Here is a 25,783-nt window from a genome sequence, read left to right on the forward strand (position 1 = left end):
TGGGAGGATCCGCATGGAACTGACCAACGAGTGAGGAGTACCCGTGGCCGAGGCTGTCTACGCCACCTTGCACACCAACGCCGGTCCGATCCGGCTGGAGCTGTTCCCGAACCACGCGCCGAAGACCGTCCGCAACTTCGTGGAGCTGGCCGAGGGCACCAAGCAGTACACCGACCCGCGCACCGGCCAGCCGGGCAGCGGCCCTTACTACGACGGCACCATCTCGCACCGCGTCATCAGCGGCTTCATGATCCAGATGGGCGACCCGACCGGCACCGGCCGCGGCGGCCCCGGCTTCACGTTCGCCGACGAGTTCCACCCGGAGTTGCGCTTCGACCAGCCGTACCTGCTGGCGATGGCGAACGCCGGGCCGGGCACCAACGGCTCGCAGTTCTTCATCACGGTCGCGCCGACCCCGCACCTGAACAACCGGCACACCATCTTCGGCCGGGTGGCGGACGAGCAGTCGGCGAAGGTCGTGGACTCGATCGCCAACACCCCGACCAGCCCGGCCGACCGTCCGCTGCAGGACGTCGTCATCGAGCGGGTCGAGATCGAGCGCAGCGGCTCCTGAGCGGGCGCGAGGTACCTTTGCTCGCATGACTGAGCGTCCGGGCACCAGGACCGACCGGTGAGCGAGTCCCCGCCGACCACCCCGGTCTGCTATCGGCACCCCGGCCGGGAGACGTACGTCCGCTGCACCCGCTGCGACCGGTCCATCTGTCCGGACTGCATGCGCGAGGCGTCGGTCGGGTTCCAGTGCCCGGAGTGCGTCAACGAGGGGCGCCGCAGCGTACGGCCGGCGCGCACCGCCTTCGGTGGCGGTGCCGCCGGCCGGCACGGCTACGTGACCAAGGCGTTGATCGTGATCAACGTGCTGGTCATGCTGCTGTCCATCGCCTCCGCCGGCAGCGGTGGTGCGGTGATCGGCGGCAACGGTTTCGGTGGGCTGCTCGGCGACAGCACGCCCCTCACCAACTGGGGTTCCGTGCTCGGCGCGGCGATCCTGCCGAACGGGACGGTCGGCGGCATCGCCGAGGGTGAGTGGTACCGCCTGGTCACCGCGATGTTCCTGCACTTCGGCGTGATCCACCTGCTGCTGAACATGTGGGCGCTCTGGGTGCTCGGCCGGTCGTTGGAGGCCCAGCTCGGTCGGCTGCGTTTCGCCGCGCTCTACCTGATCTCGGGTTTCGGCGGGAACGTCCTCGCCTACGTCTTCACCGAGCAGAACCGGCCCACGGCCGGCGCGTCGACCGCCATCTTCGGGCTCTTCGCCGCGCTGATCGTCATCGAGCGCCGGATGGGTCGGGACATCTCGCAGGTCATCCCGATCCTGGTGATCAACCTGGTCTTCACGTTGACGGTGCCGGGCATCTCGATCCCCGGGCACCTCGGCGGCCTCGCGGTCGGCGGGCTGATGGCTCTCGTCCTCGCGTACGCCCCGCGCTCGCGGCGCACGATGGTGCAGGCCGCCGGCGGCGCGGTGATCGTGGCGGCGCTGCTCGGCCTGGCGCTGATCCGCACCGCCGCCCTGCTCGCCTGACCACGGGCTCACCCGCGGTGGGGCCCGCCGCCGCACGCCAGGCCGCCGCACGCCGGACCGCCGCGCGCCGGGGGCCGTGCGGTCAGGCCCCGCGCACGCCGGTCAGGATGCCGGCCGGAGGGCGTTCAGCTCCTCGGCGACCTCGGCCGGGTCGGCGTCGAGGTCGTAGCGGCCGAACAGGTGCAGCGACTCCCCGGTGTCCACCTCCAGGACGGCGCTGGCCAGGCCGAGCCGGGTCCGCCGGTCGACCGTGACGGCCTCCACCTGCGACCAGGGCAGCCGCCGGTGCCCCGCGAAGCCGTGGACGACGGTCAACCCGTCCGGGTCGACGGCGAGGCGGACCGGCGCCAGTACGTCCCGGGTGGCCCAGACGAGCAGGGCCACGGCGACCGCCCCGGCCAGGACGAGCCGGACCGGGTCCCGGTCGGCCAACAGGAGACCGAGCGCGACCAGGGCGACCGCGCCACCGGCCTTGACCGCCGGCAGGGCGGCCGACACCCGCCACTCCCGCCTGCCCGACTCCGCATCCACGCACTCAGCATGCCAGTGGGGCGAGACGGCCGGTCGGGCGGCGACGTACGATCGAAGCCAGCCAGGTTACCGGGGAGTAGATATGAGTGACGCAGTCATCGTCGGCGCCGTACGCACCCCCGTGGGGCGGCGCAAGGGAAGCCTCGCCGGTGTGCATCCGGTCGACCTGTCCGCGCACGTGCTGCGCGCCCTCGCCGAGCGCACCGGCATCGACCCGGCCCAGGTGGACGACGTGATGTGGGGGTGCGTCTCGCAGGTCGGCGAGCAGTCGTGGAACGTCGCCCGCAACGCCGTCCTCGCCGCCGGCTGGCCGGAGTCCGTGCCCGGCACCACCCTCGACCGGCAGTGCGGCTCCAGCCAGCAGGCGCTGCACTTCGCCGCCGCGACCGTGCTGTCCGGGCAGGCCGATCTGGTCGTCGCCGGTGGTGTCGAGTCGATGACCCGGGTGCCGATGGGCTCCAGTGTGGGGGGCGGCATGCCGTTCAGCCCGGCGATCCTGGAGCGCTACCGGGGCGTCGAGGGTGTCGCCGAGGATTCCCCGCTCCCGTTCAACCAGGGGGTCGGCGCCGAGCTGATCGCCCAGCGCTGGCGCTTCTCCCGCACCCAACTCGACGAGTTCGCGTTGGCCAGCCATGAGAAGGCGGCCGCCGCGCAGGACGCCGGCGCCTTCGACCCCGAGTTGGCGCCGGTCGCCCTCGCCGACGGCGGCAAGTTCGGCGCCGACGAGGGCATCCGCCGCGACACGTCGCTGGAGAAGCTGGCCGAGCTGCCCACCCCGTTCCGGCCCGACGGCGTGGTCACCGCCGGGTCCGCGTCGCAGATCTCCGACGGCGCGGCGGCGCTCGCCGTCACCACCGCCGAGTGGGCCAGCCGGCACGGCCTGCGTCCGCTGGCCCGCATCCACACCGCCGTGGTCGCCGCCGACGACCCGGTGGCCATGCTCACCGCGCCCATCCCGGCCACCGCGAAGGCGCTGCGCCGTGCCGGGCTGGGCATCGAGGAGATCGGGGTGTACGAGGTCAACGAGGCGTTCGCCCCGGTGCCGCTGGCCTGGCTCGCGGAGACCGAGGCCGACCCGGAGCGGCTCAACCCGCGGGGCGGCGCGATCGCCCTGGGGCACCCGCTCGGCGGCTCCGGCGCCCGGATCATGACCACGATGCTCGCCCACATGCGCGACAACAACATCCGCTACGGCCTCCAGACGATGTGCGAGGGCGGCGGCATGGCCAACGCGACCATCGTCGAGCTGCTCTGACCCGCGACGGGCAATCAGGTCGCCGGCCCGCCGGCCGGCGGCCTACATTGCCCGGCGTGACCACCACCGGAACTCCGCAGACCGACTGGGCCGACCCGCGCTGGGGCGACACCGCCCTGGCCTGGGTCGCCGAGCAGCTCCGGCCGCACGGCCGGCACGTGACCGGGCCGGTCGAGGCCCGGCTCCGGCCGTGGTCCCTGGTCTGGCGCGTCCCGACCGACGACGGCGACGTCTGGTTCAAGGCCAACAACCGGGGCACCGTGCACGAGGCCGGGTTGGTGGCCGCGCTGGCCCGGCTGGCCCCCGGCCGGGTGCTGGACCCGATCGCCGTGGACCCGCGGCGCGGCTGGTCGCTGCTGCCCGCCGGCGGGGAGTCGCTGCGGGACGTGCTGTCCCGGGACCGGGACCTCTCCCGCTGGGAGCGGGTCCTGCCGGAGTACGCCGACCTGCAGCTCGCCGCCGCCGCGCACGCCGGCGAACTGCTCGCCCTGGGCCTGCCCGACCACCGGCCGCAGGTGCTGCCGGAGCTGTTCGAGGAGCTGCTCGACGACGAGGAATCCCTGCTGCTCGGTGCCGAGGGCGGGCTCGGCACGGAGGCGCACCAGCGGCTGCGCGCGTACCGGGACACGTTCGCCGAGGACTGCCGGCGGCTCGCCGACTCGGCTGTCGCCGCCACCGTGCAGCACGACGACCTGCACGACGGCAACGTCTTCGTGGCCGGGGACGGGTACCGGTTCTTCGACTGGGGCGACGCCTCGCTGGCCCATCCGTTCGGCACGCTGCTGGTGACCCTCCGGTCGGTCGCGTACTCGGCCGAGCTGGCGGGGGACGACCCGACGCTGGTGCGGCTGCGGGACGCGTACCTGGAGCCGTGGACCGGCCGGCACGACCGGGCGACGCTGCGCGAGCTGGCCGGGACCGCCATGCGGGTCACCACGGTCAGCCGATCCCTGTCCTGGCGCCGGGCCCTCGACACGCCGGACCCGGCCCGCCGGGAGTACGCCGAGGCGGTGCCCGGCTGGCTGGGGGAACTGCTCGCCCCCAACCCGGTGTAGGACCGCCGGGTACCGGTGCACGTCCGCCGTCGCACCCCCGGTGCGACGGCGGACGTGCAACTTGCAAATTCCGCCGAGTGGCCCACGTCACCCCTGCTCGGGCGTCGTTGGGCAGAGCATGGACGTCTTCTCCCGAACGTTCCTCCCGGCCGCCGCCGAGGCCGGCGTGGCGATGCAGACCGCCAGCCGGCACATGCCGGTCTTCCGCCGCTGTGTCGGCTCCGGCGACGCCACCATCCTGGTCACCCGCTGCAGCCGCCCCGACCGTTCGGTGGCCGGCGAGTACCTGCTGCTGCTGACCCACCGTCGACTGGTCGTCACCCAGCAGACCCGGGTCCTGCACCGGCTGCGCCTGCACCTCAACACCGAGCTGCGCGAGCTGAGCAACGTCACCTGGAGCCCCGACCCGCGGCTGCACTCGATCGAGCTCGCCGCCACCGCGATCGACGGCGTCCGGGAGCGGTTCCTCATCCGTACCCGGCACCCGAAGCAGATGTGGCAGCTGGACGCCCTGCTCAACCACGCCTTCCGCACCCGGGTACGGCCCGCGCGCGAGCGGCTGGTGGCCACCATCGGGGACGCCGCGCCGGCCGCCGCTCGGCCTGCCGCCTTCCGTCCCGTCGTGGTCCGCTGACCGGGCACGTCCTTACCGAACCCGAACACGTCCCGGACACTCCGGCATCGTCCCGGTCGGCCATCATGGGCCGGTGACCGTCGACACGCCGCCCCGCGGGCTCGTCCTCGTCGTGGAGGACGAGCCGTCCATCGCCGACCTGGTCCGGCTCTACCTGACCCGGGACGGCTTCGGCGTACACCTCGAACGCGACGGCGAGGCGGGCCTGGCCGCCGCCCGCCGACTCCGCCCGGTGGCCTGTGTCCTCGACATCACCCTGCCCGGTCTCGCCGGCACCGAGGTGTGCCGCCGGCTGCGCGACGCCGGCGACTGGACACCGGTCATCTTCCTCACCGCCCGCGACGACGAGGTGGACCGGGTCGTCGGCCTCGAACTCGGCGCCGACGACTACGTCACGAAGCCGTTCAGCCCCCGCGAACTGGTGGCCCGCGTCCGGGCGGTCCTGCGGCGCACCGCCGGGCCACCGGAGAGCGCGGACCGCCCCCGCGCGGTCGGCCCGGTCACCCTGGACCCGGGCCGGCGCACGGTGACCGCCGCCGGCGCCCCGGTCCACCTGACGTCCACCGAATTCGACCTGCTCGCCCACCTGATGGCCCGCCCCGGCCGGGTGTTCACCCGGGAGGAACTGCTCGCCGCCGTCTGGGGGTACGCCGCACACGCCGGCACCCGCACCGTCGACGTGCACGTGGCGCAGGTCCGCGCCAAGCTCGGTGCGGCGAGTGTGATCCGCACCCACCGGGGCGTGGGGTACGCCGCCGATGCGTGACCACCCGGTGGACCCGCCGACCGTCGCGTTGCCGGTGACCGGGGCGTACCCGGCTCCCCGCCCCCGGTCCGGCCGTACGCTGACCTCCCGTGCGGTACTGGTGACCTGCGCGGTCGCGTTGATCTCGGTGCTGGTCACCGCGCTCGTCGGGATCCCCCTGGCGGTACGCGGGGTGGAGCGCGGCGAGCAGCGGGCGCTGGCCGCCCAGGCCCGGCTGGCCGCCGAGGCGCTGCGGAGCCGGCTGGGCACACCCCGGACCGGCGACGAGGAGCGGCTGATCCGGCAGCTCCGGCTGCAGGGCATCGAGGCGTACCTGGTCCGGGACGGCGTGGTGGACCGGCCCGGCCTGCCGCCCCGGGTGGTGCAGCGCGTCGCCGAGGGCCGGAACTTCTCCGGCCGGCGGCCGGTCGCCGGGCGGCCGGCCCTGGTCGAGGGGCGCGCCCTGCCGGGCGGCGACGGGGTGGTGCTCGCCCGAGCCGTCGAGCGCGGCGGCGTGTGGGGGCAGGTGATCCGGAGTCTCTGGCTGCCGCTGCTCGCCGGGCTCGCGGCCGGCGTGGTCGCCGGTACGCTGCTCGCCCGCCGGCTGGCCCGGCCGATCCGGCACGCGGCCGCCGCCGCCGCGCGGCTGCGGGCCGGTGAGCGGGCGGTCCGGATCCCGGTCGAGCCGCCCGAGGAGGTGGCGGACCTGGCGGAGGCCCTCAACGGACTGGCGGCCGCGCTCGCCACCAGCGAAGGGCGGCAGCGGGAGTTCCTGCTCTCGGTCTCCCACGAGCTGCGGACCCCGCTGACCGCGATCCGCGGGTACGCCGAGGCCCTGGCCGACGGGGTGATCGGCCCGGAGGAGGTGACCGGCACCGGCCGTACCGTGCTGGCCGAGGCCGAGCACCTGGACCGGCTGGTGAGCGACCTGCTGGCGCTGGCGCGGCTGGAGGCCGCCGACTTTCCCCTCGAACCGGTGCGCGTCGACCTGACCCGGCTGGCCGCCGACGCGGAACCCGCCTGGGCCGCCCGGTGCGCCGCCGTGGGGGTGCCGTTCCGGGCCGAGATTCCCGACCGGCCGGTGCCCGCGTACACCGATCCGGGCCGGATCCGGCAGGTGGTGGACGGGCTCCTGGAGAACGCGCTGCGGGTCGTACCCCCGGGGGCGCCGGTGGTGCTCGCGGTCCGGCCGGCGGGCGCGGACCCGGCCCACGGCGGGGTGGTGGAGGTCCGGGACGGCGGGCCCGGCTTCACCGACGACGACCTGGCGGTGGCGTTCGAGCGCGGTGCCCTGCACCAGCGGTACCGGGGGGTGCGCAAGGTCGGTAGCGGCCTCGGGCTGGCGCTCGCCGCGGGCCTGGTCCGCCGGCTCGGCGGGGACATCACCGCCGGGCACGCGCCGGAGGGCGGCGCCGCGTTCACCGTTCGGCTGCCGCCGGATCCTTACCTGACCCGAACATCGGCCTGACGCACCGCTGGCCCGGCGGGGGCAGGCTGGTTCCCGTGTCGGAGTCGCGGCTTGCGCGGCCACACGGAGCGACGAGAGGGAGAGTCATGGCACGTTGGGGATTCGCCGCCACCACGCTGCTCGCGGCGGTCACGCTCGGTGTCACCGGCTGCGGCGCGGCCCAGGTGGCGGGTGAACCGGCGCGGGAGGCGGCCGTCGAGGTCGCCGCGGCGATGGGCGTCGAGGGGCAGGCGCTGGCCGCGATGGGCTTCGACCCCGCCGAGATGGACGTGGCGACGGTCGCCGCGCCGGCCTCGCCGTCGCCGTCGGCCTCCGCGGCGCCGGACCGCCGGGAGCGTGCCGAGGAGTGGCGCAAGCGCCGGCAGGCCCGGGTGCTGCTGCGGAAGAACACCCTGCACGGCGAGGTCGTGGTGCAGACGAAGGACGGCGGTACGAAGACCGTCGCCGTCCAGCGCGGCGAGGTGACCGCGATCGACGGGCAGAAGATGACCGTGAAGTCCACCGACGGGTTCACGATGACCTGGACGTTCGGCCCCGAGCTGCGGGTGCTGGAGCGGCGCCGTACGGTGCAGCCCGAGGCGGTCGCGGTCGGCAGCGTGCTCGGCGTGGCCGGCGCGAAGGATGGCGAGAACGGCGTCGCCCGCCTGATCGTCCTTCCGCGCGGCAAGTAGGTACCCGCGAGGGAGCCCCCGGCCGGGTCGGCCGGGGGCTCCCGCCTGTTCAGTAGACGCGCGAGCCGATGAAGTCGTCGTGGCCGTAGCCGACCGGGTTGGCGAAGGTGCGGGACTCGAAGGACCACTGCTGGCGGCTGCTCGTCGAGCAGGTCGCCAACCGTAGCCGTGGGGTGCCGAGCCACGGGTTGTCGAACGCCAGGCAGAGGTTGGTGTTGCCGGCGGCCTTGATCTGCCGGCCGCTGAACACGAACTTCTGGTTCGCGCCCCCGTGGCAGTCGTAGATGTTGACCGCCGTGCCGGCGGTCAACGACCCGCCGGCCACGTCCAGGCACCGGTCGTGCGACAGTTCGGAGTGCAGCGACTGGCGCGTCGCGTCGTACCAGAAGCCCTGGTTGCGACCGCCGTGGCAGCCGTACGACTGCTGGACGGTGCCGTTGCGCGAGTCGTACCCCCGGCCGTCGACGCAGGTGCCGGTGGCGCCGTTGCGGAGCTGCCGGAACTCGAACAGGCCGGGGTAGAGCACGCCGGTGCCGGTGCTGGCCGGGTCGACGCAGGTCGCCCGGTCCTGGCCGGAGGCGTAGAACTGTGTGATGCACTGGGCGAACATGCCGTGGCCCCGGTAGTTGGGGTGGAACGACTGCCGGGCCGCGTTCTCGTCCCAGATGCCGAGTTCGATGTAGAGCCCGCGTACCGCCGTGACGTCCATGCAGACCTCGTGGCCGTGGAAGAGCCGGCTCGCGTCCAGGTAGCGGGTGCCGGTGTTCGCCGCCGCCGCCCGGAGGGCCGTCTCGAACAGCGGCACCGCCTTGTTCCGCGCGAACGCCGCGTCGGCGAGGTAGATCAGGCAGCCGCCCGCGTACCAGCCGGGGAAGTTCGGGTTGTCCTCGACGTCCGGGCTGCCCGGGCTCGGGTACGACATGAGCACCAGTTCGTAGTCCGAGGTGAGGTAGCCCGCCTTCGTCATGGTCTGCCGGATGTCGCGGAGCGCGTCCTCGACGGCGCGCCGGCTGCCGTCGGTGCGGATCGTCCACTGGTCGGTGTAGGTCGGCCAGCACGGACCCTGGAAGAACACCCGGCGGACGGCGCAGTCGGTGGCGACCGGGCCGAACTGGATGGTGCCGTCGCCGTTGGCGCCGACCACGACCCAGATCAGTTTGACGTGGGTGTTGCGGGCCTTGATGCCGAGGTGGTCGCCCTGGTTCAGCTCGTTGTGCTGGGTCGGGCCGCCGGCGATCAGGTTCCACGGGGTCGCCCCGGAACAGGCGATGTTGTACTTCACGTCGGCGGTGATGCCGGTCCGGAACACCGCCTGGTCGTACGAGCGGTCGCACCAGTTGCCGGGCTGGTGCGTGCCGGGGACGTAGTTGCCGACCCCCTCTCCGGAGATCTCGCTGTCGCCCATCGTGACGAGCGAGGTGTGGCGCTGCTCCAGGGGGCGGATGTCGGGCGACCCGTAGAGCGCGGTGGCTTCGGCGGCGCGGATCGCCTCGAGGTGGGCGGGGAGTGGCTGGACGGTCGGACGGTCGGCTGCGCCGGCGGGGGCGGCCGGCAGGCCGAGCAGCGGGAGGACGAGAGCGGCGGCGATCGCGGCGGTGAGGGTTCTCCGTCGGGTCGTCCGTCCGCGCCTGGGGATGCCAAGCATCGACGCACTCCTTTCCGGCTCGATCGTGGGACGTCGATCGAGTTACCGGACGGTAACGCGCTTGATGCAGGTATGTGAATACGTCTCAGAATGGTTGCGCGCCCGCTGCCGAACCGGGCGATCCGGGCGTATCGCGGGCGCCGATCGGTGCGCCGCGAGGCGACGACCGGCCGTTCATCGGCGGGAACGAGCCGGTCGGACAGTGGCCGACCGTCGGGCGGAGCCCGCCGGCAGGGTAGGCTGTGGCACCGTAATGTCCGTTACCCGGGAGAATTCCGTGAAGCTCTCGATCCTCATGCCGGTCTACAACGAGGAAGAACGCATCGCGGACGCCCTGAAGCAGGCTCTGGCGGTCGACTACCCGTGCGAGATCGAACTCGTGGTGGTGAACGACGGCAGCCGGGACGGCACCGGTGAGATCCTGGGCCGCGCCGATGACGCGCGGCTGCGCGTCATCACCCATCCACGCAACGCCGGCAAGGGCGCCGCGATCCGGACGGCGGTCGACAGCGCCGACGGCGAGTACATGGTCATCCTCGACGCCGACCTCGAGTACGACCCGCAGGACATCCCCAAGCTGCTCGCGCCGGTCCTCGACGGCCGCGCCACCGTCGTCTACGGCAACCGCACGTTCGGCAGCCACAGCGCCTACAGCTTCTGGTACGTGATGGGCAACAAGGGCGTCACCATGGCGGCGAACGTCCTGTTCAACTCCTACATCGGTGACCTGGAGACCTGCTTCAAGCTCATGCCGGTCGACCTGTACCGCTCGCTGGAGGTCCGCTCCCGGGGCTTCGGCATGGAGGCCGAGGTGACCGGCAAGCTGCTGCGCCGCCGCATCCGCCCGTACGAGGTCCCGATCAGCTACCGCGCGCGGAACCGCGAGGAGGGCAAGAAGATCACCTGGAAGGACGGCGTCGAGGCGCTCTGGATCCTCGGTCGCGAGCGCGCCCGCCGCCGCCCCCGCTCCCAGGACCGGCCCTAGACCAGAGCCGGCGCCAGGAAGTCGGTCACCGATCGGCGCAGCCCCGCCGCGTCCAGCCCGTGCCAGCGGGTGTGGTCCTCGGCGGACCCGTACCGCCGGAGGTCCCGCCGCCGGACGCCGAGCGCCAGCAGCCGGTGCGGGCGGTCCGCCAGCGCGTTCGTGACCACCCGGCTCGACGTCCCGGCGAGGTAGGGCTCCACCAGGATCACGTCGGTGCCGGCGAGCGCCCGCAGTCCGGCGACGTCGAACGGTCGCGGCCGGTGCGTGTACGCCACCGTGACCGGCAGGTCGGCCGTCGCCGCCAGCGCGGCGGCCAGGACCGGCCCGACCGCCACCAGCAGCGGCGCGCCCGGCCCCGCGTCCCGGATCACCCGGAGCGAGCCGTCGCCCCCGTACGGCCGGTCGTTGTGCAGGACCGACAGGCGTACGTACGCCGAGGTGTCGGCGGCCACCGTCGCGCGCAGCAGCGCCGGCACCTCGCCCGGGTGCCCCGGCACGTGCACGGTCCAGTCCTGAAGGGTGTCGATCAGCGCGACGTCGGCCGGCGACAGGTGGGTGCGCCCGGCGGCCGCCCGGTCGTACGAGGCGCCGACGCTGACCAGCACGGCGCTTGCGCCCTGGTGGTCCAGGTCCAGCTTGAGCTGCTCGTACGCCCGCTCGACGAGGAACGGCGCGTAGCTGTGCACGATCGGCCGCAGCCCGGTCAAAGCCAGCCCGCCGGCCACGCCGACCATCAGCTGTTCGCGGATGCCCACGTTGATCACGCGGTCCGGATGGCGGGCCGCGGCCGGGGCGAACTGGGCGGCCGAGATGTCGGCGAGGACCAGCGCCGTACGCGGGTCCGCCGCCAGCAGCGCCATGGTGGTGTCGATGAAGCTGTCGCGCACGGTCACTCCCCGGTGTCGACGACCGCGACGACGACGTGCGGCCGGTGGTTGTCCTGCCCGGTCAGGGCGGTGTGCAGGGCGTCGTGGTCACGCCCGTCGACAGTCGCCGCGGTCCAGCCGTCGACCGTGAACCGGGCTGCCGCGCCGCCGGGCCAGCCGTGCGTGGCGGACGAGTTGTCGACGACGATCGCCGTGAGGTTCGCCAGCCCGGTGGCGCCCGCGTACGTGATCGCCTCGTGGTTGGAACCCTCGTCCAGTTCGGCGTCGCCGACCAGCACGTACACCCGGGGGTCCAGCAGCCCCTGGGCCCGTAGCCCGAGCGCGGTGCCCACGCCGAGGCCGAGGCCGTGGCCGAGCGAGCCGGAGCCGATCTCCACCCCCGGCACGAGCATCCGGTCCGGGTGGTCGCCGAGCCGGCTGGCCGGGCCGCCCTGGTCGTCGAGCCAGCCGACGGGGATGAAACCCTTCGCGGCGAGCACCGCGTAGTAGCCGGCGACCGCGTGCCCCTTGGAGAGCAGGAAGCGGTCCCGGTCCGGGTCGTCGAGGGTCCCCGGACCGACCCGCAGGACCCGGTCGTAGAGCACCCAGAGCACGTCGAGGGTGGAGTACACGTTCGCGCCGAACTCCCGGCCCGCGCGGACCCGGTCCAGCAGCGGCGCGACGGCGTGCCGGTCGTCGTGGGACATGACAACCTGCCGGCCGTCGAGGGGCGCGGCGGCCTCGATGAGCCGCGAGGTGGTGGCGAGTCTGGTCATGCGGATAGCCTGCAAGTTCAAGTCAACTTCAACTCAAGGCGACGTGATGCAGGAGTCACTGACCATCGGCCAGCTCGCCGAGCGCAGCGGCGTGGCGCCGTCCGCGCTGCGCTACTACGAGCGGCTCGGGCTGATCCGGGCCGAACGAACCGGCGGCAACCAGCGCCGGTACGCGCGGATCGAGCTGCGCCGGGTGGCCTTCATCCGGATCTCGCAGCAGGTCGGCATCTCGCTGGACGAGATCCGCGAGGCGCTCGACTCGCTGCCGTCCGCCCGGACCCCCACCCCGGAGGACTGGGCCCGGCTCTCCCGCGTCTGGCGGGACCGGCTGGACGAGCGGATCCGGCTGCTGGCCAAGCTCCGCGACGACCTCGACGGCTGCATCGGCTGCGGCTGCCTGTCGTTGCGGCGCTGCGCCCTCTACAACCCCGGCGACACGCTGAGCGGCGAGGGCCCCGGCGCGCGGCTGGTGCTCCCGGGCTAGGGGACGGTCAGCAGCACCTTGCCGACGTGCTCGTTCGACTCGACCAGGCGGTGCGCCGCGGCGGCGTCCGCCATGGGCAGCCGGCGGTCCACCACCGGACGGATCCTTCCCGCTTCGACCAGCGGCCACACCTGCTCGCGTACGCCCCGGACGATCTCCGCCTTCTCCTCGACCGGCCGGGACCGCAGCGCCGTCGCCGCCACCGTCCCCCGCTTCGCCAGCAGCGCGCCGAGGTCCAGCTCACCCTTGCGGCCACCCTGCATGCCGATCACCACGAGCCGGCCCCCGGTCGCCAGTGCGGCGACGTTCCGTCCCAGGTAGGAGGCGCCCATGATGTCGAGGATGACGTCCGCGCCCCGGCCGTCGGTGAACCGCCGGACCTCCTCGACGAAGTCCTGCTCCCGGTAGTCGATCGTGTGCGCGGCACCCAGCTCCCGCAGCGCGTCGTGCTTCGCCGCCCGCGCGGTCACCACGACCGTCGCGCCGAGCGCCGCGCCGAGCTGGATCGCGAACGTGCCGATCCCGCTGCCGCCGCCGTGCACCAGCAGCGTCTCCCCCTTCGTCAGCCCGGCCAGCTGCGCCACGTTCGACCAGACCGTGCACGCCACCTCGGGCAGGGCCGCCGCGTCGACCAGGTCGACGCCGGCCGGCACCGGCAGCAACTGCCCGGCCGGCACGGTCACGCGCTCCGCGTACCCGCCGCCGGCCAGCAGCGCGCACACCTCCTGGCCGACCGACCACCCGGTCACGTCGGGGCCGGTCGCGCTCACCACGCCGGAGCACTCCAGACCCGGGTACGCGGGCGCGCCCGGCGGCGGTGGGTACAGCCCCTGCCGTTGCAGCAGGTCCGCCCGGTTCACCGCGCTGGCACGCACCCGGACGACCACCTCGCCGGGGCCCGGCTCCGGATCGGGCACCTGGGCCCAGACCAGGGCGTCGGGTCCACCGGGCTCCGGGATCGTGATGGCGTGCATGGTCCCTGTCTACCGCACCGGTCCGGCGGCCGGCGACGCATCCCCGACGAAGCGGCGCATCCCACTGTGGACGCCCGGCGCCGCGGTGGACGTGCGCGTTCACGCGGCGGGCCGCCGTGGCAGACTAGGCACGGTCGCGTATCCCAGCGGGGTGCGCGGGCCGGGAGGGTTCGCCTAGTGGCCGATGGCGCTGGTCTTGAAAACCGGTAGGGCGGCAACGTCCTCGTGGGTTCGAATCCCACACCCTCCGCTCACAACGGTGACGGGCGTCAGGCTCTACCCGCCCGAGGCGTGACCGGACTGGTCATGTGCGGGGTATCCGAGGAGCTTGACGAGGTCGCCCGCCGCTGCGTCGAAAGCCTCGTAGACCCCGTCATCGAAGTGGTTGCGCCAGTCGCCGGCCTTTCCTTTCCGGTAGTGGGAGGTCGACCGCGCGTTCCCCCGGTCGCCCTGCATTCTGGAGAAGCTGTAGCGGGAAAGGAGGGCTTCCAGCTCGGACGACGGGATGAAGATGCCGCAATGGCGCAGCAGTCGATCCACCTCGTCCAGCTGCCGTTCCCCGGTCAGATCCTCGTAACGAAAGAGACGGAACGTGTCCGCGCTCGGCGCGAGTGCCCACGACCGGAGCGTCCGGTAAAGGCCCTTCTCGGAGAGGTAGTTGACGACGTGCACCATCCCGTCCTTCGTCGGGCTCTCCTGGAGGAGCTTTCGAATCCGTGGAATGTCCCCCATGGGTGCGTGTGAGTTTCGGAGCGAGAAGTAGCTCGAGACGACGATGTCGCGGGGATCCCGGAGTACGAAGAACGCCCGATGGCTATCGGGTTTCGGGATGGCTCGGTAGCGTTCGTACGGGAGGAACACGGACAACGCCATGTGGCCGGGTGGGGGGACGGACCGCTGAGGCCGCCGGGAGAGGCGCGGGATGTAGGGCAGCAATCCGGAGTAGCGATAAACGACCGGGTCGCTGAGCAGGTCCTTTATCCATTGGCTTCCGGTCTTGTGTACCGCGTAGTGGTAGATGTTCTCGTACTGACACTTCGTGATTACCGGAACGGTGATCCGCAGTCGCGCATTGTGCGCTTCGAGCATCGCTCGTCGGGCCAGGACCCGCAGCGAATCAGGCGTGTGTTGCTTAACCAATCTGACGGTTTGACCGGCCACCTTGCGAACCTACCGCGCCGCCGGGGCGGAGGACAGTCTCAGATTCGCGTGCGTCAGCGCCCGGCTCCGCCGCCCCGCCGGTTGGCGGGACCTGCTCGACGCCGCCGAGCCTTGAATCCGCCCTCCGCACGGGGGCGCAGCGGCGCTTCCGGTTCGCTGGCCGGCGTCGGCGGGGTATGAAGGTGCGCAGGAGAAATCGCGCTCACCGGAAGGATCCGTCCCGATGACCCTGGAACGACCGATCGCCCCGGACCCGTACGAGCTGCTGCCGACCGTGCCGTCGTTCACGCTCACCAGCGACGACGTGCAGAACGGCGAGCCGATGGGCGCGGCCCACGCCCACCCCGGCGGCGGCGGTGACAACGTCTCCCCGCACCTGGCCTGGTCGGACTTCCCGGCCGGGACCAAGGGCTTCGCGGTGACCTGCTTCGACCCGGACGCGCCCACCGGCAGCGGCTTCTGGCACTGGGTGCTGGTCAATCTGCCGGCCAGCGTCACGCAGCTGCCCCGGGCAGCGAGCGAGACCGACTTCGCCGGTGGGTTCGCCGTCCGCAACGACTACGGCGAGCAGGGCTACGGGGGTGCGGCCCCGCCGCCGGGTGACCGCCCGCACCGGTACGTCTTCGCGGTGCACGCCCTGGACGTGGAGCGCCTCGAGGTGACCCCGGAGGCCACCCCGGCGTACGTGGGCTTCAACCTGGCCTTCCACACCCTGGCCCGCGCGGTCATCCGCCCCACCTACCAGGTGAAGGAGTAACCCGCGCCGGACCGCCGGAGGGGGCCCGGGTCAGGACGGGGTGCGGGCCACCGCGAAGACGGACTGGCCGAACGGGGGACGGATCCGCTGTTCGGCCGCCTTCGTGGCCGGTAGCACCAGGGTGTCGTACACCTTGACCATCGGGCCCTCCTTCGGCATCAGCCGGAGGACCTTGGTCGCCATGAAGTAGCCGATCAGGCCGAGCGCGTTGGCATAGTGGATCTTCTCCACCGTGAGGCCGGCCTCGGTCATCGCGGCAGCCAGGGTCTTCTTGGTGTAGCGCCGGACGTGGCCGGTGGCGATGTCGGCCGGGCTCATCGCGAACTCGAAGGCCGGCACGATGATGATCACGGCACCGCCCGGGCGGACCAGGTCGCGCATGCTGCGCAGCGCGCTCACATGGTCCTCGATGTGCTCCAGTACGTTGTACGACACCGCGGCGCTGTAGTCGCCCTGCTCCGAGTGGGGCAGCAGCATCTGGCGCACCTCGACGGACGGCTCGGCGGCGAGCCGTTCCTTGAGCGCGACCAGCCGGTCCGGGTCGGCCTCCGTGGCGGTGAAACGCGGCAGCCGTTCGGCCCACTCCAGGGCGTAGTCACCGAGACCGCTGCCGATCTCGATCGGGTTGTCACCGAGGTACGGCAGCGCGAGTTCGACGAACCAGCGACGGTGGTTCACCGCGGTCGCGAGACCCTCCAGGACCTCGGACTGCACGCGCTGATCTCCGGTGATTTCTGCCATGCGTCGATTCCTCACGGTGTGACTCGATCCGCGCCTGGACCGACAGAGTCAATCATCCGCATCGAAGGCAGAACAAATCGGGGCACGGTGGTGGCCGAATTGTGTCGGGGGCGGGCACGTGATCGGCGGTCGGCGAACCCGGCACATGGTACCCAGCCCACCGAAACATGTCACGGCAGGTCGATAGCCGACTACTCTGCGAATCGTCATGACTACTCCGGAATCGGGCGCACCTGCCGGCGCTACCGGGAGCCGGGGCGCGGGTGGAGGGCCCGACGAGGGCGGATGGCGCACGGCGCGCGGGTGGTGACCGAGTTCGTCTTCCTGCTCTCCCGGGTGCTGCTCCGCTCGCGTGCGACCGGCCTGGCTCGGGGCGGCCTTCTGCGCGTACGCGCCGGCGATGATCTCCCACGCCAACGCCCACCCGAACATCGTCTCGCAGTTCGTGGTTCCGCTGATCATCTGGCGCACCCTGCGGCTCGGCGATCCGGGACGCTGGCTGCGCAACGGCGTACCGCTCGCCCTGGTGATCGTCTGGCAGGCCTTCATCAACCTGGAGATCCTGCTGATGACCGCGATCGGCCTCGGCGTCGTCGTGGTCGCGCTCGCCCTCGGCCGGCCCGAGCTACGCCGGCGGACCCGTCCCTTCCTCGCCGGGCTGGGGGTCGCCGCCGTGGTCGCGCTCGTCCTGCTCGCGTACCCGCTCTCCGTCCAGTTCTTCGGACCCGGCGCCTACCAGGGGTTGTCGCGCCTCATCCGGGGCTACTCCACCGACCTCGCGTCCTTCGTCGCGTACTCGCGGGAGTCCCTCGCCGGGAACGAGCGCGGCGCGACGGGCCTGGCGAAGAACCCCACCGAGGAGAACGCGTTCTTCGGCTGGCCGCTGGTGGTGCTCGTCGTCGCGCTGGTCTGGTGGCTGCGGCGCGAGCCCGTCGTCCGCGGGCTGGCCGTGCTGGGGTTGCTACTCGGTGGTGCCGACCCGCTGGTCCCTGGCGATCACCCCGATCATCGGGCTGCTGCTGGCGTACGGCGTGGAGTGCGCCCGTACGCTCGCCGCCCGGCACCCGGACGCCCGGCCACAGGTCCGGTTCGCCACCGGCACCGTGCTGGTGATGGCGCTCCTGCCGCTGCTTCCCACCCCACTGCCGGCGGCACGGCTCGACCCCACGCCCGCCTTCGTCACCTCCGGCGCCTGGCGCCCGTACGTGGCGGGCGGGCGCAGCATCGTCACGCTGCCGCTTCCGGACGCCCACTACGCCGATCCGCTGCGCTGGTCGGCCGAGACCGGGCTGGAGATGCCGATCGCCCGGGGCTACTTTCTCGGCCCGGACCCCCGCCCCGGGAAGCACCGGGTGGCGCTGTTCACCGCGCCGCCCCGCCCGACCAGCGACTACTTCGGCCTGATCCGGCGTACCGGGGCGGTGCCGCCGATCACCCCGCGGGCCCGGGTGGCCGCCGTGGACGACCTGCGGTACTGGCGGGCCGGGGCGGTGGTGCTAGGCCCGCACCCGTACGCCGACGCGCTGCGCCGCGGCATGACGGAGCTGACCGGGGTCCGGCCGACGTACACCGGGGGTGTCTGGCTCTGGGACGTGCGCGAACTCACCGACTGACGGCCGGCGTCCGGCCGGTCACTGGCGGACGCAGCACCCTTGGCAGATCTTGGGGTTGGGAAGGGTGAACGCCAGGCAGCAGGTGCGGCGCTGGACGGTCGGCTCGCCGGACGGGCCGGGGACCAGGTCCACCAGGTCGCGCAGGTCGAGCGCGCCGAGCAGGGTGTCGATCGTCGCGACCGAGGAGCCCGGCAGGCCGTCGGCGGCGCGGAGGATCCCGTGCGCGATGCCGGAGGCCACCGAGCCGAGCAGCGTCCGGGTGCCGATCCGCACCTCCGCCTGGATCGCCGCGATCATCGGAGCCAGGTGGGCGTCGAGGAGCGAGGCCCGGAGCGCCTGGAGCAGTTCCGCTTCGTCGGCCACGACCCGCACCTCGGGCAGGCCGGCCAGCGCCAGCGGGTCGCCCGGCAGCACGGCGACGGTGGTCGACCGGCGCAGACCCATCGTCAGCAGCGGTCGGTGGTCCTCGAAGTGGATCAGCACGTCGGCGGGGGTCAGCAGGGGCACCCGCCGGGCCGAGGCCCAGCCGAGCACCACCGGCAGCGCGGTCCAGTAGCTGTACGACTTCCACGCGAGCGCGGCGCAGGCGTGCGGTGTGCCACCCCAGCGGGCGGTGGCCGCGCGGAGGAACTCGGGGAGCCGCGTGCCGTCGACCAGTTCGGTCGCGGGAGCCCAGCCGAGCTCGTCGGCCACCAGCAGGCCGCGGGCGAGCCCGGGCACGTCGTCGGTGCCGAACATCTGACGCAGGGCCGCGGTGACCGGTGCCAGCGTGGCGGCGGTCTCCCGCCCCGGCATGACCGCTGTCACCTGACTCGTCCCCCGTTCGAAACGCCCCGTCGCTGAGCTAAGGCTAGCCTAACCACAGCGATCGGGCGAAGGAAAGGCTCACCTCAGTCGGATGGCTGACCGGCCCGCTCGCGCTCAGGCGGGTTCTACCCGGCGTCCGGCTCGGGAAACGGCGGCCGGAGTATCGACGTCTGTCGCTCGTTCGTCAAGGCTCGTGTCGGCAAGGTGGCAGTTGTGTACACAACCGGCGACGGAACGTGAAACTGAATACTCCCGGCCACGAGGAAGCTGATGACGACCTCACCGCTCGATCGGGCTGCCGACTCCTTCGCCGCCGAACTCGCCCGGCACCGGACCGGACGGGGACTGTCCAAGAAACAGCTGGCGACGCTCATGGGGTTCGACCCGTCGTACGTCAGCCACGTCGAGGGGCGGCGACATCGCCCCACCGAGGACTTCGCCCGCCGAGCGGAGGCCGTCCTGGAGGCCAGCGGCGCGATCTGGCAGCGCTTCCGGGAGTACGACGAACTGCGGCACGCCCGCAGTGACAAGGCCCACCACCGGGAGTCCCCGATCCCCGGGCAGTGGCTCCCACCCGGCACCGGCCTCATCGTCGAGCGGGAACAGGCCACGCTCACCTACCTCGACGAGGCGTACCGGTGCGTGATCCGGCGGGAGCTGTACAACGCCGGGACCGAACCGGTCACCCGCTACCTGGTCCGCGTCGCCGTCGACCGCTACCCCGCCGACCCGGGCCGGTCCAACCGGCACCACCGGGAACACCCGCTCACCTTCACCGAGCTGCAACTGCGTGCGCACCGGCTGGACGCGGGCGAACGCGAAGCGATGCACTGGCGCGCCAAGCACGACCGGGACGCCTTCAAGGAGATCTGGCTCCTCTTCGAGAACGCCGACCGCCGCTTCCCGCTCTACCCCGGCGACCGCGCCACCATCGAGTACGCGTACCACGTCGGGGCGGACAAGTGGGGCCCCTGGTTCCAGCGGGCCGTCCGGGTACCGACGCGGCACCTCGCCGTACGCCTGGACCTGCCGGCGGCGCTGGACCCCCAGGTCTGGGGCGCGGAGACCTCGCTCTCCGCGGAGGAGGGCCCGCTCCGCACCCCGGTGGCCCGCCGCGAGGCCGGCGACCGGGTGGTCTTCGACTGGGCGACCGACGACCCGCCGCTGAACGCCCGCTACCGGATGCAGTGGCGGTTCCGCGCCCGAACCGAGGGGCACCCGGACGACCCCGGCCGGGTCCGGCCCAGCGACCGCATGCGCGGCCTCGGCATCGTCCAACGCGGCGCCGACCTGCTGCGCCAGCCCACCCAGCCGTTCGACCTGCCGCGCGAGGAGCAGGTGGCCCGCACCGTCGTGGAACGGCTCGCCGGGGCGCTGCTCCGCCTCGACGAGCTGCACCCGTTCAGCAAGGGTGTCGGAATCGCCGCCCCCCAGCTCGGCATCGGGCGGGCCGCCGCCGTCGTCCGGCCACCGGACCGCGGCGCCGAACCGGTCGTCCTGCTCAACCCCCGCGTGGTCGACGCGTCCCCCGACGTCGACGAGCAGTACGAAGGCTGCCTCTCCTTCTTCGACCACCGGGGCCTGGTGCCCCGTCCGCTCCGGATCGACGTCGAACACGCCCACGTCGACGGTGGCCGGATCATCACCTCGTTCGATTACGGCATGGCCCGGCTCGTGGCCCACGAGATCGACCACCTGGAGGGGCGCCTCTACGTCGACCGGATGGCGCCGGGGGTGCCGCTGGTGCCCGTCGAGGAGTACCGCTACTCCGGTCAGCCCTGGCGCTACTGACGCCGCTCCCGGGCTCCGCGTCGCCTGGGCGGCGACGGCCTCGCCAGCCATGACGGCCGCCCTCTCCCGGCGGCACGACCACGTCCACCCAGGTGGGAAGGACGGCAGGGCGGACGTGGTCGTGCGGGGCGGTGCCGGTCCGCCCGTTCGGGGGGACCGGGGCGCGTGCCCGAGCGGGCGGAGGCACGCGCCCCGGTCCCTGGGGGGAGAAAATGCCTACAGTTCGCCGAAGGTGTCGTACCGGGTGCGCTCCGGCGGCACGTCGTCCCCGGCCAGTACGCCCAGCGTGGCCCGGACCATCGGGGCCGAACCCGAGATGTAGCAGTCGTGCGCCGTCCACGGCCCGTACCGGCCGACCACCTCGGAGATGTCGCCCAGCTCGCCGTCGAAGTCGTCGTCCTCGCTGCACGCCGGCGTCACCGACAGCCAGGGGTGAGCAGCGACCATCTCCTGGAGCCCGGCGAGACCGTACAGGTCCTGCCGGGTGCGGGCGCCGTAGAAGACGTGGACCCAGCGGGTCCGGTTGTAGGTCGCCAACTCCTCCACGAGGGCCTTGACCGGGGCGAGCCCGACACCGCCCGCGACGCAGAGGATGTCCCGCTCCGACGACCGGTCGAGGGTCATCGACCCCATCGGCGCCGCCAGCCGCAGCAGCTCACCCGGCTTCACCCGGCGGACCAGCGCGCCGGAGACCCACCCCGCGCCCTGCGGCGTCCGCACGTGGAACTCCAGCACGTTGTCGTCGTTCGGCGCGTTCGCCACCGAGTACGTGCGCCACACCCGCGGGTGGTACCGGGGCACCTCGACGCTGAGGTACTGGCCCGCCCTCCAGCGCAGCGGGTGCTGCAGCGCGCGGACGGTCAGCACCGCCGTGTCCAGCCCGTACCGCTCGTGGGTGAGCACCTCGGCGTGCCAGAACGGCGGGTCGTCGTCCGCCGCCGCGCCGGCGAGCATCTTCGCCGAGATCGCCGCGTACGCGTCCCGCCACGCCTGGTCGTACTCCAGGTTCCAGCCGTCGCCGGCGGTGCTGCGCAGCGCGTCCAGCAGCGCGACGCCCATCGTCTCGTAGTGCGCCGCGTCGACGTGGTACTTGCGGTGGTCCCGGCCCAGCGAGCGGAGGAACTCGTCGAAGCTCTCCGGGTCGTCCACGGTGTGGATGGCGGTGATGATCGCCTCCAGCAGGCGGTCGCCCTGGCCGGACATCTGCACCGGGAAGAGCGAGCGCAGCTCGGGGTCGAGCAGGAACAGCCGGGCGTAGAAGTGACCGCTCAGCCGGTCCCGGTGCTCCTCGACCAGGGTCCAGCTCTCCTTCAGCAGCCGCGCGACGTTGTCCACGGGAGCGTGCTCCTTCTCCGTGCGGGGATCGGGCAACCACAGAATGTCCACGGAGAGTGCCGACCGGTCGCACAGAATGTGCGACCAGCTCATGAGGTCTCCTCGGCGCTGCCGGTCGGCCCGCCGGTCAGGCACAGTGGTGCGGTGACCCTCGAGCTCGACCGCCCGGTGACCCGCCGGACCCTCGGCACCGAGACGATGCTGGTGCTCGGCCTGTCCCTCGGTCAGTCGGCCGTCTACGCCCTCGTGTCGATCGTCGCCAAGCTCACCGCCGACGGCCCGCTCTCGGCGCAGACCGCGGCGCTGAACACGTCCCGGTCCGCCCGGCCCTACCTCGACCTCACGTACCAGGTGCTCGGCATCGCGTTCGCCCTGCTGCCGGTGCTGCTCGCCGTACACCTGCTGGCCCGGGACCCCGGTGCCCCAGCGCGGACCCTCGGCCTGGACGCCCGGCGGCCCGGTCAGGACCTGGCCCGCGGCGCCGGCCTGGCCGCGCTGATCGGGCTGCCCGGCCTGGCCCTGTTCTGGGTGGCGGCGCAGCTCGGCCTCAACGCCACGCTGGTGCCCGCCGCACTGCCCGACCTGTGGTGGACGGTTCCGGTGCTGATCCTCGCCGCCGTGCAGAACGCGGTGCTGGAGGAGGTGATCGTCGTCGGGTACCTGATGACCCGGCTCCGGCAGCTCCGGTGGCGGTTCGGCGCGGTCATCGCGACGAGTGCGCTGCTACGCGGCTCGTACCACCTCTACCAGGGCTTCGGCGCCTTCCTCGGCAACGCCGTCATGGGCGTCGTGTTCAGCCTGTTCTACCTGCGGACCCGGCGGGTGATGCCGCTGGTGGTGGCGCACACCCTGCTCGACATCGTGGCCTTCGTCGGCTACGCCCTGCTCCCGCGGGACTGGTTCGACTGGCTCTGACCGGGTCCGGCGGTCTTCGACCGGGCTCGGCGTGCCCGTGTCCGCTCGCGGCGCGGGCCGGCGCGAGTTGTCCCGGGTCACGATGCCTCCGGCATCGCGGTGTCCCGAGGCCGGGGAGGCCGCGATGCCAGGGGAATTGTTGGGATCTCAGCCGATGCGGGCAGCGCGCGCCGGTCGGTAGGCCGCGACGGCGCGGGCCGCCAGGCGCTCGGTCGCCGCGGCGTCGCCGGTCGCGGCCGCGAGCGCCGCTGCGCCGGGCAGCAGCCGGGACGCCAGCCGCAACGCCAGCCAGCCACCCGCCTGCGCCGCGAGCGGCGCGGCCAGCCGCCAGGCGGCCTCCACCGCCCGCGGCCAGGGCGCCTCGCCCGGCCCGTCCGCCGCCCGGGCCGCCCGGAGCGCCGCCCGGGCGCTGTCCTCGTCCGGGTGCACCTGCGTCAGCACCAGCAACTCCACCGCCCGGTCCGGGTGCGTCGGATCCCGGTCGTACGCCGCCGCCAGGTGCAGCACCAGGCTCGCCTGCGTCCACAGCACCGCGCCCAACTCCGCCACCGGCGCGAACACGCCGGCCAGGGCGGCCGCCGCGCCACCCACCCCGGCCTGCCGGACGTACCGCCGGGTGGCGAGCCGGGCCAGGCCGTCACCCGTCGCCTTCGGGTACGCCGACCGCAGCCGCTCGGCCCAGTCACGCGCCCGAGGTCCGACGCCCTGCACGGCGGCGAGGGCGAGCAGCTCCGGCGCGTACCCCGGATGGTCGAGCACCCGCCGGGCGACCACCGCGGGCGTACGCGTCAGGGCCGGCGGCTCGGCCGGCTCCGCCGGTCGCGGAGCGGTCGTGGCGGCCGGAACGGGTGCGGGCGTCCCGCCGTGCGGGGCGGTCGCCGTGGAATCGTCCTCGGCCGTCGACGCGCCGGCTGCCGCCGGAGCGTCCGCCGGGGTGTCCTGCTGCGGTGCCGTGGTCTCCACGTGGGCCTGCGCGTCAGGCGTGGTGGCGGCTCCCGGAGGGTCTGCCTGATGGGGTGCGGTGGTTTCCGCGTTGGACGCGGGAGTCGCCGCCGGAGGGACCGCCGTGGTCAGGCCCTCCTGCTCGGTCGCCGGCTTCTTTGCCGTGCGGGTGGTCTTGCGGGGGCGGGTGGGGCCGTCCTTCGGCGCGGCCTTCGTGGCGCCCGTGCGCTTGGTGGCCGTCCGGGCGCGGCCGGCGGTCGGCGCGTCGGCAGCGGGGGCGTCGACGCCGGCCGGGGACTCCGCATCGGTCCGGGCGGTGCGACCGGACGCGGCCTTCTTCGCCGCCGTCCGCTTCGCCCGGGGCGCCCTGGTCTTCCCGGACGCCGGGGCGGACGGACTGCCGCCTGTGTCGTCGGTCACGTCGCCGGTCGCCGGTGCGCCTGCCGGCGGTGCCGTCGGTGGCTCCGTCGCGGTCGCCTCGGGTCCGACCGGTGTCGGCTCCGGTGCGGGGCTCGTGGGTTCGCCCGACGTTGCCGCGCCCAGCCGGCCGGCCCGGGAGGGCGGTGTCGACTCCGGCTGCCCGGTCCCGGCCTCGGACTGCGGTGCCGGGTCGGGCTGTCGGGGTGCCGGCGGCTGCGGCGCGGGAGGTTGGAAGAGCACGGTCGGTGCCGGCTTTGCCCGCTGCTGTCCGGTGTCGGCGGCCGGAGCGGGCTGCACCGGAGCGGGGGGCGGGGTGAACGTGGCCTTCGGGGAGCGCGGCCGCTCCCCGGCAGCAGGCTCTCGACGGTTCGGCTCGCTCGACGGCTGCTCGTGCATATCGATGGAGCGTAGTCTTGATCACGTCCCCGCACAGCGGAGAATCCGCCGCGACCCGGAGCCCTCGTCGGGCGTCCCGGGGAAGTCGCTTTGCTCCCGATGGCCGGGGCCCTGTATCCTCGGGCCCGGTGGCCTCCAAGGGTCGCCGGGGAGACTTCGCCTAGTCTGGTCTATGGCGCCGCACTGCTAATGCGGTTGGGGTTTTAAAGCCCCTCCCGGGTTCGAATCCCGGAGTCTCCGCGCGAAAGTCGGTCGTGTAGGCTGGCTGAGCACCAGCGCCCGTAGCTCAACGGATAGAGCATCTGACTACGGATCAGAAGGTTAGGGGTTCGAGTCCCTTCGGGCGCGCAAGATCATGAGGGCCCGACCTGCGAAAACGCGGGTCGGGTCCTTTGTTTGCCCGTCCCTTGTGGACATGTGGCTGCTCGGTGGCTGCTCGTCCGACGAGCATCCCCTACGTCCTGGTTTGTGCGACGGGGCCCGGGTGGGTCCGGTCTGGTTGCGACCATAGGGTCGAAGTGGATCATCCAAACAATCTCCCTGTATCGATGCATGGGCCTCGTCGGTCGGGGTTTGCGATGTGCTTGGCTCATGAACGAGCGGTAGCAGCGAACCCGTCAGGCGGGTACGACACGGAGCCTCCAGTGGTCCGTGCGTGGACGGAGTTCTGTGCACGGCCGAGCCGGTCCGCCTCCGCCGCGAGCGTGCCGAGCCGGGCCAAATCCGCGCGGCTGGAGTGGGGACGTGTCGGTCCGGGCATCCGGCGACCGGCTCGCACGTCCAGACGGCCGGAGCCTCGCTACCGGGTGCGGCCCTGCTGAAGGGTGCCCGGCGCGGCCGGGAATGGCTCGGTCAGGTCCCGGTCCCACTGGCCGGCCGCCATCTCGCGCGCTCGGCGCTCCGTCCCCGTGCGGCACTGGCTCGCGCTGCCCTGATCCGCGCCCGGCTGGTTGTCCGGCAGTTCGCCGTGACCGGCAATCACGATGCCGCCCTGTTAGAACACTCGGGTGCGCACGCGGCGCGGTGGCCGTGGCCCCGGATATGGGGGAGATGCTGAACGACTCCGGCGCGCAGGTGAGTCGTCCAGGGTGTCCCCGCTGTCCGTTGCGTACGCCAGCGTGGCGGCCAGGAGGCCCGCACTACCCGCCTGGCTCTCCTGCGTGTCCACGATCCACAGGGCCAGTTCGGGGCTACCCACCAGCAGCCGTCGGCCTGTACCCGGCCAGTGCCCTCGACGACGGTGTATCTCCTATGCGCAAACCGGCCAGATGAA

24 protein-coding genes, 3 tRNA genes and 1 pseudogene are annotated in these 25,783 nt (G+C 73.1%); 17 read left to right on the forward strand and 11 right to left on the reverse strand.

Annotated elements, in window-relative coordinates; translation table 11 throughout:
* Positions 1 to 43: 43 nt before the first annotated feature.
* Together AB0873_RS10810 and AB0873_RS10815 are read left to right on the forward strand one after the other, a co-directional pair.
* Positions 44 to 574 (forward strand): peptidylprolyl isomerase, encoded by a 531-nt coding sequence (locus AB0873_RS10810; RefSeq protein ID WP_155329715.1) that lies wholly within the window; start codon positions 44 to 46, stop codon positions 572 to 574.
* Between the two features lie 57 nt (positions 575 to 631).
* Positions 632 to 1,543, forward strand: coding sequence for a rhomboid family intramembrane serine protease (locus tag AB0873_RS10815; protein ID WP_366599439.1), 912 nt, complete (start codon positions 632 to 634; stop codon positions 1,541 to 1,543).
* A 102-nt stretch (positions 1,544 to 1,645) separates the two neighbouring features.
* Here AB0873_RS10815 and AB0873_RS10820 read toward each other — a convergent pair whose 3' ends face one another.
* Positions 1,646 to 2,074, reverse strand: coding sequence for a PH domain-containing protein (locus AB0873_RS10820; RefSeq protein WP_366599440.1), 429 nt, complete (start codon positions 2,072 to 2,074; stop codon positions 1,646 to 1,648).
* A gap of 82 nt (positions 2,075 to 2,156) precedes the next feature.
* Here AB0873_RS10820 and AB0873_RS10825 point away from each other — a divergent pair, with 82 nt between their 5' ends.
* The 6 genes from AB0873_RS10825 (at position 2,157) to AB0873_RS10850 (ending at position 7,902) form a co-directional block, all read left to right on the forward strand.
* Positions 2,157 to 3,329, forward strand: coding sequence for an acetyl-CoA C-acyltransferase (locus tag AB0873_RS10825; RefSeq protein ID WP_155329718.1), 1,173 nt, complete (start codon positions 2,157 to 2,159; stop codon positions 3,327 to 3,329).
* Between the two features lie 56 nt (positions 3,330 to 3,385).
* A complete protein-coding gene (locus tag AB0873_RS10830) occupies positions 3,386 to 4,384 on the forward strand; it encodes a phosphotransferase (RefSeq protein ID WP_366599441.1) in 999 nt (332 codons plus the stop codon).
* A gap of 118 nt (positions 4,385 to 4,502) precedes the next feature.
* The gene (locus AB0873_RS10835) at positions 4,503 to 5,018 is read left to right on the forward strand and encodes a hypothetical protein (RefSeq protein ID WP_155329720.1); all 516 of its coding nucleotides are present in this window, start codon (positions 4,503 to 4,505) and stop codon (positions 5,016 to 5,018) included.
* 73 nt (positions 5,019 to 5,091) lie between these two features.
* The gene (locus AB0873_RS10840) at positions 5,092 to 5,784 is read left to right on the forward strand and encodes a response regulator transcription factor (RefSeq protein ID WP_366599442.1); all 693 of its coding nucleotides are present in this window, start codon (positions 5,092 to 5,094) and stop codon (positions 5,782 to 5,784) included.
* Positions 5,777 to 7,231, forward strand: coding sequence for a HAMP domain-containing sensor histidine kinase (locus AB0873_RS10845; protein ID WP_366599443.1), 1,455 nt, complete (start codon positions 5,777 to 5,779; stop codon positions 7,229 to 7,231). Before AB0873_RS10840 ends, AB0873_RS10845 begins: the two co-directional genes overlap by 8 nt.
* A gap of 86 nt (positions 7,232 to 7,317) precedes the next feature.
* On the forward strand, positions 7,318 to 7,902 hold the full coding sequence (locus tag AB0873_RS10850; protein ID WP_366599444.1) for a hypothetical protein: 585 nt from the start codon (positions 7,318 to 7,320) through the stop codon (positions 7,900 to 7,902).
* A 49-nt stretch (positions 7,903 to 7,951) separates the two neighbouring features.
* Here AB0873_RS10850 and AB0873_RS10855 read toward each other — a convergent pair whose 3' ends face one another.
* Positions 7,952 to 9,547 (reverse strand): ricin-type beta-trefoil lectin domain protein, encoded by a 1,596-nt coding sequence (locus tag AB0873_RS10855; RefSeq protein WP_366599445.1) that lies wholly within the window; start codon positions 9,545 to 9,547, stop codon positions 7,952 to 7,954.
* A 277-nt stretch (positions 9,548 to 9,824) separates the two neighbouring features.
* On the opposite strand from AB0873_RS10855, the gene AB0873_RS10860 reads away from it, so the two are divergent.
* Complete coding sequence (locus AB0873_RS10860) at positions 9,825 to 10,532, forward strand: glycosyltransferase family 2 protein (RefSeq protein WP_155329725.1); 708 nt, start codon at positions 9,825 to 9,827, stop codon at positions 10,530 to 10,532.
* Here the strand turns inward: AB0873_RS10860 and AB0873_RS10865 are convergent.
* Positions 10,529 to 11,419 (reverse strand): transketolase, encoded by an 891-nt coding sequence (locus tag AB0873_RS10865; protein WP_366599446.1) that lies wholly within the window; start codon positions 11,417 to 11,419, stop codon positions 10,529 to 10,531. The two genes, AB0873_RS10860 and AB0873_RS10865, sit on opposite strands and share 4 nt — an antisense overlap.
* 2 nt (positions 11,420 to 11,421) lie before the next feature.
* A complete protein-coding gene (locus tag AB0873_RS10870) occupies positions 11,422 to 12,174 on the reverse strand; it encodes a transketolase (protein ID WP_366599447.1) in 753 nt (250 codons plus the stop codon).
* Positions 12,175 to 12,220: 46 nt separating this feature from the next.
* Between AB0873_RS10870 and soxR the strand changes: the two genes are divergently transcribed.
* Positions 12,221 to 12,658, forward strand: coding sequence for a redox-sensitive transcriptional activator SoxR (gene soxR / locus AB0873_RS10875; RefSeq protein WP_155329728.1), 438 nt, complete (start codon positions 12,221 to 12,223; stop codon positions 12,656 to 12,658).
* On the opposite strand, the gene AB0873_RS10880 is transcribed toward soxR, so the two are convergent.
* A complete protein-coding gene (locus tag AB0873_RS10880; RefSeq protein ID WP_366599448.1) occupies positions 12,655 to 13,632 on the reverse strand; it encodes an NAD(P)H-quinone oxidoreductase in 978 nt (325 codons plus the stop codon). The two genes, soxR and AB0873_RS10880, sit on opposite strands and share 4 nt — an antisense overlap.
* 163 nt (positions 13,633 to 13,795) lie before the next feature.
* On the opposite strand from AB0873_RS10880, the gene AB0873_RS10885 reads away from it, so the two are divergent.
* Positions 13,796 to 13,882 (forward strand) — tRNA-Ser (locus tag AB0873_RS10885).
* A 26-nt stretch (positions 13,883 to 13,908) separates the two neighbouring features.
* Here AB0873_RS10885 and AB0873_RS10890 read toward each other — a convergent pair.
* On the reverse strand, positions 13,909 to 14,793 hold the full coding sequence (locus AB0873_RS10890; RefSeq protein ID WP_366599449.1) for a sulfotransferase domain-containing protein: 885 nt from the start codon (positions 14,791 to 14,793) through the stop codon (positions 13,909 to 13,911).
* Positions 14,794 to 15,016: 223 nt separating this feature from the next.
* On the opposite strand from AB0873_RS10890, the gene AB0873_RS10895 reads away from it, so the two are divergent.
* Positions 15,017 to 15,550 carry a YbhB/YbcL family Raf kinase inhibitor-like protein gene (locus AB0873_RS10895; RefSeq protein ID WP_366599450.1) on the forward strand — a complete coding sequence of 178 codons (534 nt, stop codon included), beginning with the start codon at positions 15,017 to 15,019 and terminating at the stop codon, positions 15,548 to 15,550.
* A 30-nt stretch (positions 15,551 to 15,580) separates the two neighbouring features.
* Here the strand turns inward: AB0873_RS10895 and AB0873_RS10900 are convergent, their stop codons facing one another.
* Positions 15,581 to 16,291 (reverse strand): class I SAM-dependent methyltransferase, encoded by a 711-nt coding sequence (locus tag AB0873_RS10900; protein WP_155329732.1) that lies wholly within the window; start codon positions 16,289 to 16,291, stop codon positions 15,581 to 15,583.
* Between the two features lie 321 nt (positions 16,292 to 16,612).
* Between AB0873_RS10900 and AB0873_RS10905 the strand changes: the two are divergent.
* Positions 16,613 to 17,904 (forward strand): annotated as a pseudogene (locus AB0873_RS10905) (hypothetical protein); the annotation flags it as partial.
* An 18-nt stretch (positions 17,905 to 17,922) separates the two neighbouring features.
* Here the strand turns inward: AB0873_RS10905 and AB0873_RS10910 are convergent.
* Positions 17,923 to 18,699, reverse strand: coding sequence for an IucA/IucC family C-terminal-domain containing protein (locus AB0873_RS10910; RefSeq protein WP_366599543.1), 777 nt, complete (start codon positions 18,697 to 18,699; stop codon positions 17,923 to 17,925).
* A 282-nt stretch (positions 18,700 to 18,981) separates the two neighbouring features.
* Between AB0873_RS10910 and AB0873_RS10915 the strand changes: the two genes are divergently transcribed.
* Positions 18,982 to 20,502: a peptide deformylase gene (locus tag AB0873_RS10915; RefSeq protein ID WP_366599451.1), complete on the forward strand. Its 1,521-nt coding sequence runs from the start codon at positions 18,982 to 18,984 to the stop codon at positions 20,500 to 20,502.
* Positions 20,503 to 20,718: 216 nt separating this feature from the next.
* Here AB0873_RS10915 and AB0873_RS10920 read toward each other — a convergent pair whose 3' ends face one another.
* Entirely contained in the window at positions 20,719 to 21,837 is a 1,119-nt protein-coding gene (locus AB0873_RS10920) for a globin domain-containing protein (RefSeq protein ID WP_366599544.1), read from the reverse strand.
* 144 nt (positions 21,838 to 21,981) lie between these two features.
* Between AB0873_RS10920 and AB0873_RS10925 the strand changes: the two genes are divergently transcribed.
* The gene (locus AB0873_RS10925) at positions 21,982 to 22,752 is read left to right on the forward strand and encodes a CPBP family intramembrane glutamic endopeptidase (protein ID WP_366599452.1); all 771 of its coding nucleotides are present in this window, start codon (positions 21,982 to 21,984) and stop codon (positions 22,750 to 22,752) included.
* Between the two features lie 147 nt (positions 22,753 to 22,899).
* Here the strand turns inward: AB0873_RS10925 and AB0873_RS10930 are convergent, their stop codons facing one another.
* On the reverse strand, positions 22,900 to 24,114 hold the full coding sequence (locus AB0873_RS10930) for a hypothetical protein (protein ID WP_366599453.1): 1,215 nt from the start codon (positions 24,112 to 24,114) through the stop codon (positions 22,900 to 22,902).
* A 545-nt stretch (positions 24,115 to 24,659) separates the two neighbouring features.
* Here AB0873_RS10930 and AB0873_RS10935 point away from each other — a divergent pair.
* A tRNA-Ser gene (locus tag AB0873_RS10935) sits at positions 24,660 to 24,750 on the forward strand.
* A 35-nt stretch (positions 24,751 to 24,785) separates the two neighbouring features.
* Positions 24,786 to 24,858, forward strand: a tRNA-Arg gene (locus tag AB0873_RS10940).
* Positions 24,859 to 25,309: 451 nt separating this feature from the next.
* Here AB0873_RS10940 and AB0873_RS10945 read toward each other — a convergent pair.
* Positions 25,310 to 25,492, reverse strand: coding sequence for a hypothetical protein (locus tag AB0873_RS10945; RefSeq protein ID WP_366599454.1), 183 nt, complete (start codon positions 25,490 to 25,492; stop codon positions 25,310 to 25,312).
* Positions 25,493 to 25,783 lie beyond the last annotated feature (291 nt).

The sequence above is a fragment of the Micromonospora sp. NPDC047707 genome, assembly GCF_040704235.1.
Lineage (GTDB): Bacteria > Actinomycetota > Actinomycetes > Mycobacteriales > Micromonosporaceae > Micromonospora.

Excerpts from the sequence above, each read along its gene's own strand:
- AB0873_RS10825 (WP_155329718.1), top strand. The coding sequence starts at position 2,157 with ATGAGTGACGCAGTCATCGTCGGCGCCGTACGCACCCCCGTGGGGCGG.
- AB0873_RS10835 (WP_155329720.1), top strand. The coding sequence starts at position 4,503 with ATGGACGTCTTCTCCCGAACGTTCCTCCCGGCCGCCGCCGAGGCCGGC.
- AB0873_RS10845 (WP_366599443.1), top strand. The coding sequence starts at position 5,777 with ATGCGTGACCACCCGGTGGACCCGCCGACCGTCGCGTTGCCGGTGACC.
- AB0873_RS10850 (WP_366599444.1), top strand. The coding sequence starts at position 7,318 with ATGGCACGTTGGGGATTCGCCGCCACCACGCTGCTCGCGGCGGTCACG.
- AB0873_RS10855 (WP_366599445.1), bottom strand. The coding sequence starts at position 9,547 with ATGCTTGGCATCCCCAGGCGCGGACGGACGACCCGACGGAGAACCCTC.
- AB0873_RS10870 (WP_366599447.1), bottom strand. The coding sequence starts at position 12,174 with ATGACCAGACTCGCCACCACCTCGCGGCTCATCGAGGCCGCCGCGCCC.
- soxR (WP_155329728.1), top strand. The coding sequence starts at position 12,221 with ATGCAGGAGTCACTGACCATCGGCCAGCTCGCCGAGCGCAGCGGCGTG.
- AB0873_RS10880 (WP_366599448.1), bottom strand. The coding sequence starts at position 13,632 with ATGCACGCCATCACGATCCCGGAGCCCGGTGGACCCGACGCCCTGGTC.
- AB0873_RS10895 (WP_366599450.1), top strand. The coding sequence starts at position 15,017 with ATGACCCTGGAACGACCGATCGCCCCGGACCCGTACGAGCTGCTGCCG.
- AB0873_RS10900 (WP_155329732.1), bottom strand. The coding sequence starts at position 16,291 with ATGGCAGAAATCACCGGAGATCAGCGCGTGCAGTCCGAGGTCCTGGAG.
- AB0873_RS10910 (WP_366599543.1), bottom strand. The coding sequence starts at position 18,699 with ATGCCGGGGCGGGAGACCGCCGCCACGCTGGCACCGGTCACCGCGGCC.
- AB0873_RS10915 (WP_366599451.1), top strand. The coding sequence starts at position 18,982 with ATGACGACCTCACCGCTCGATCGGGCTGCCGACTCCTTCGCCGCCGAA.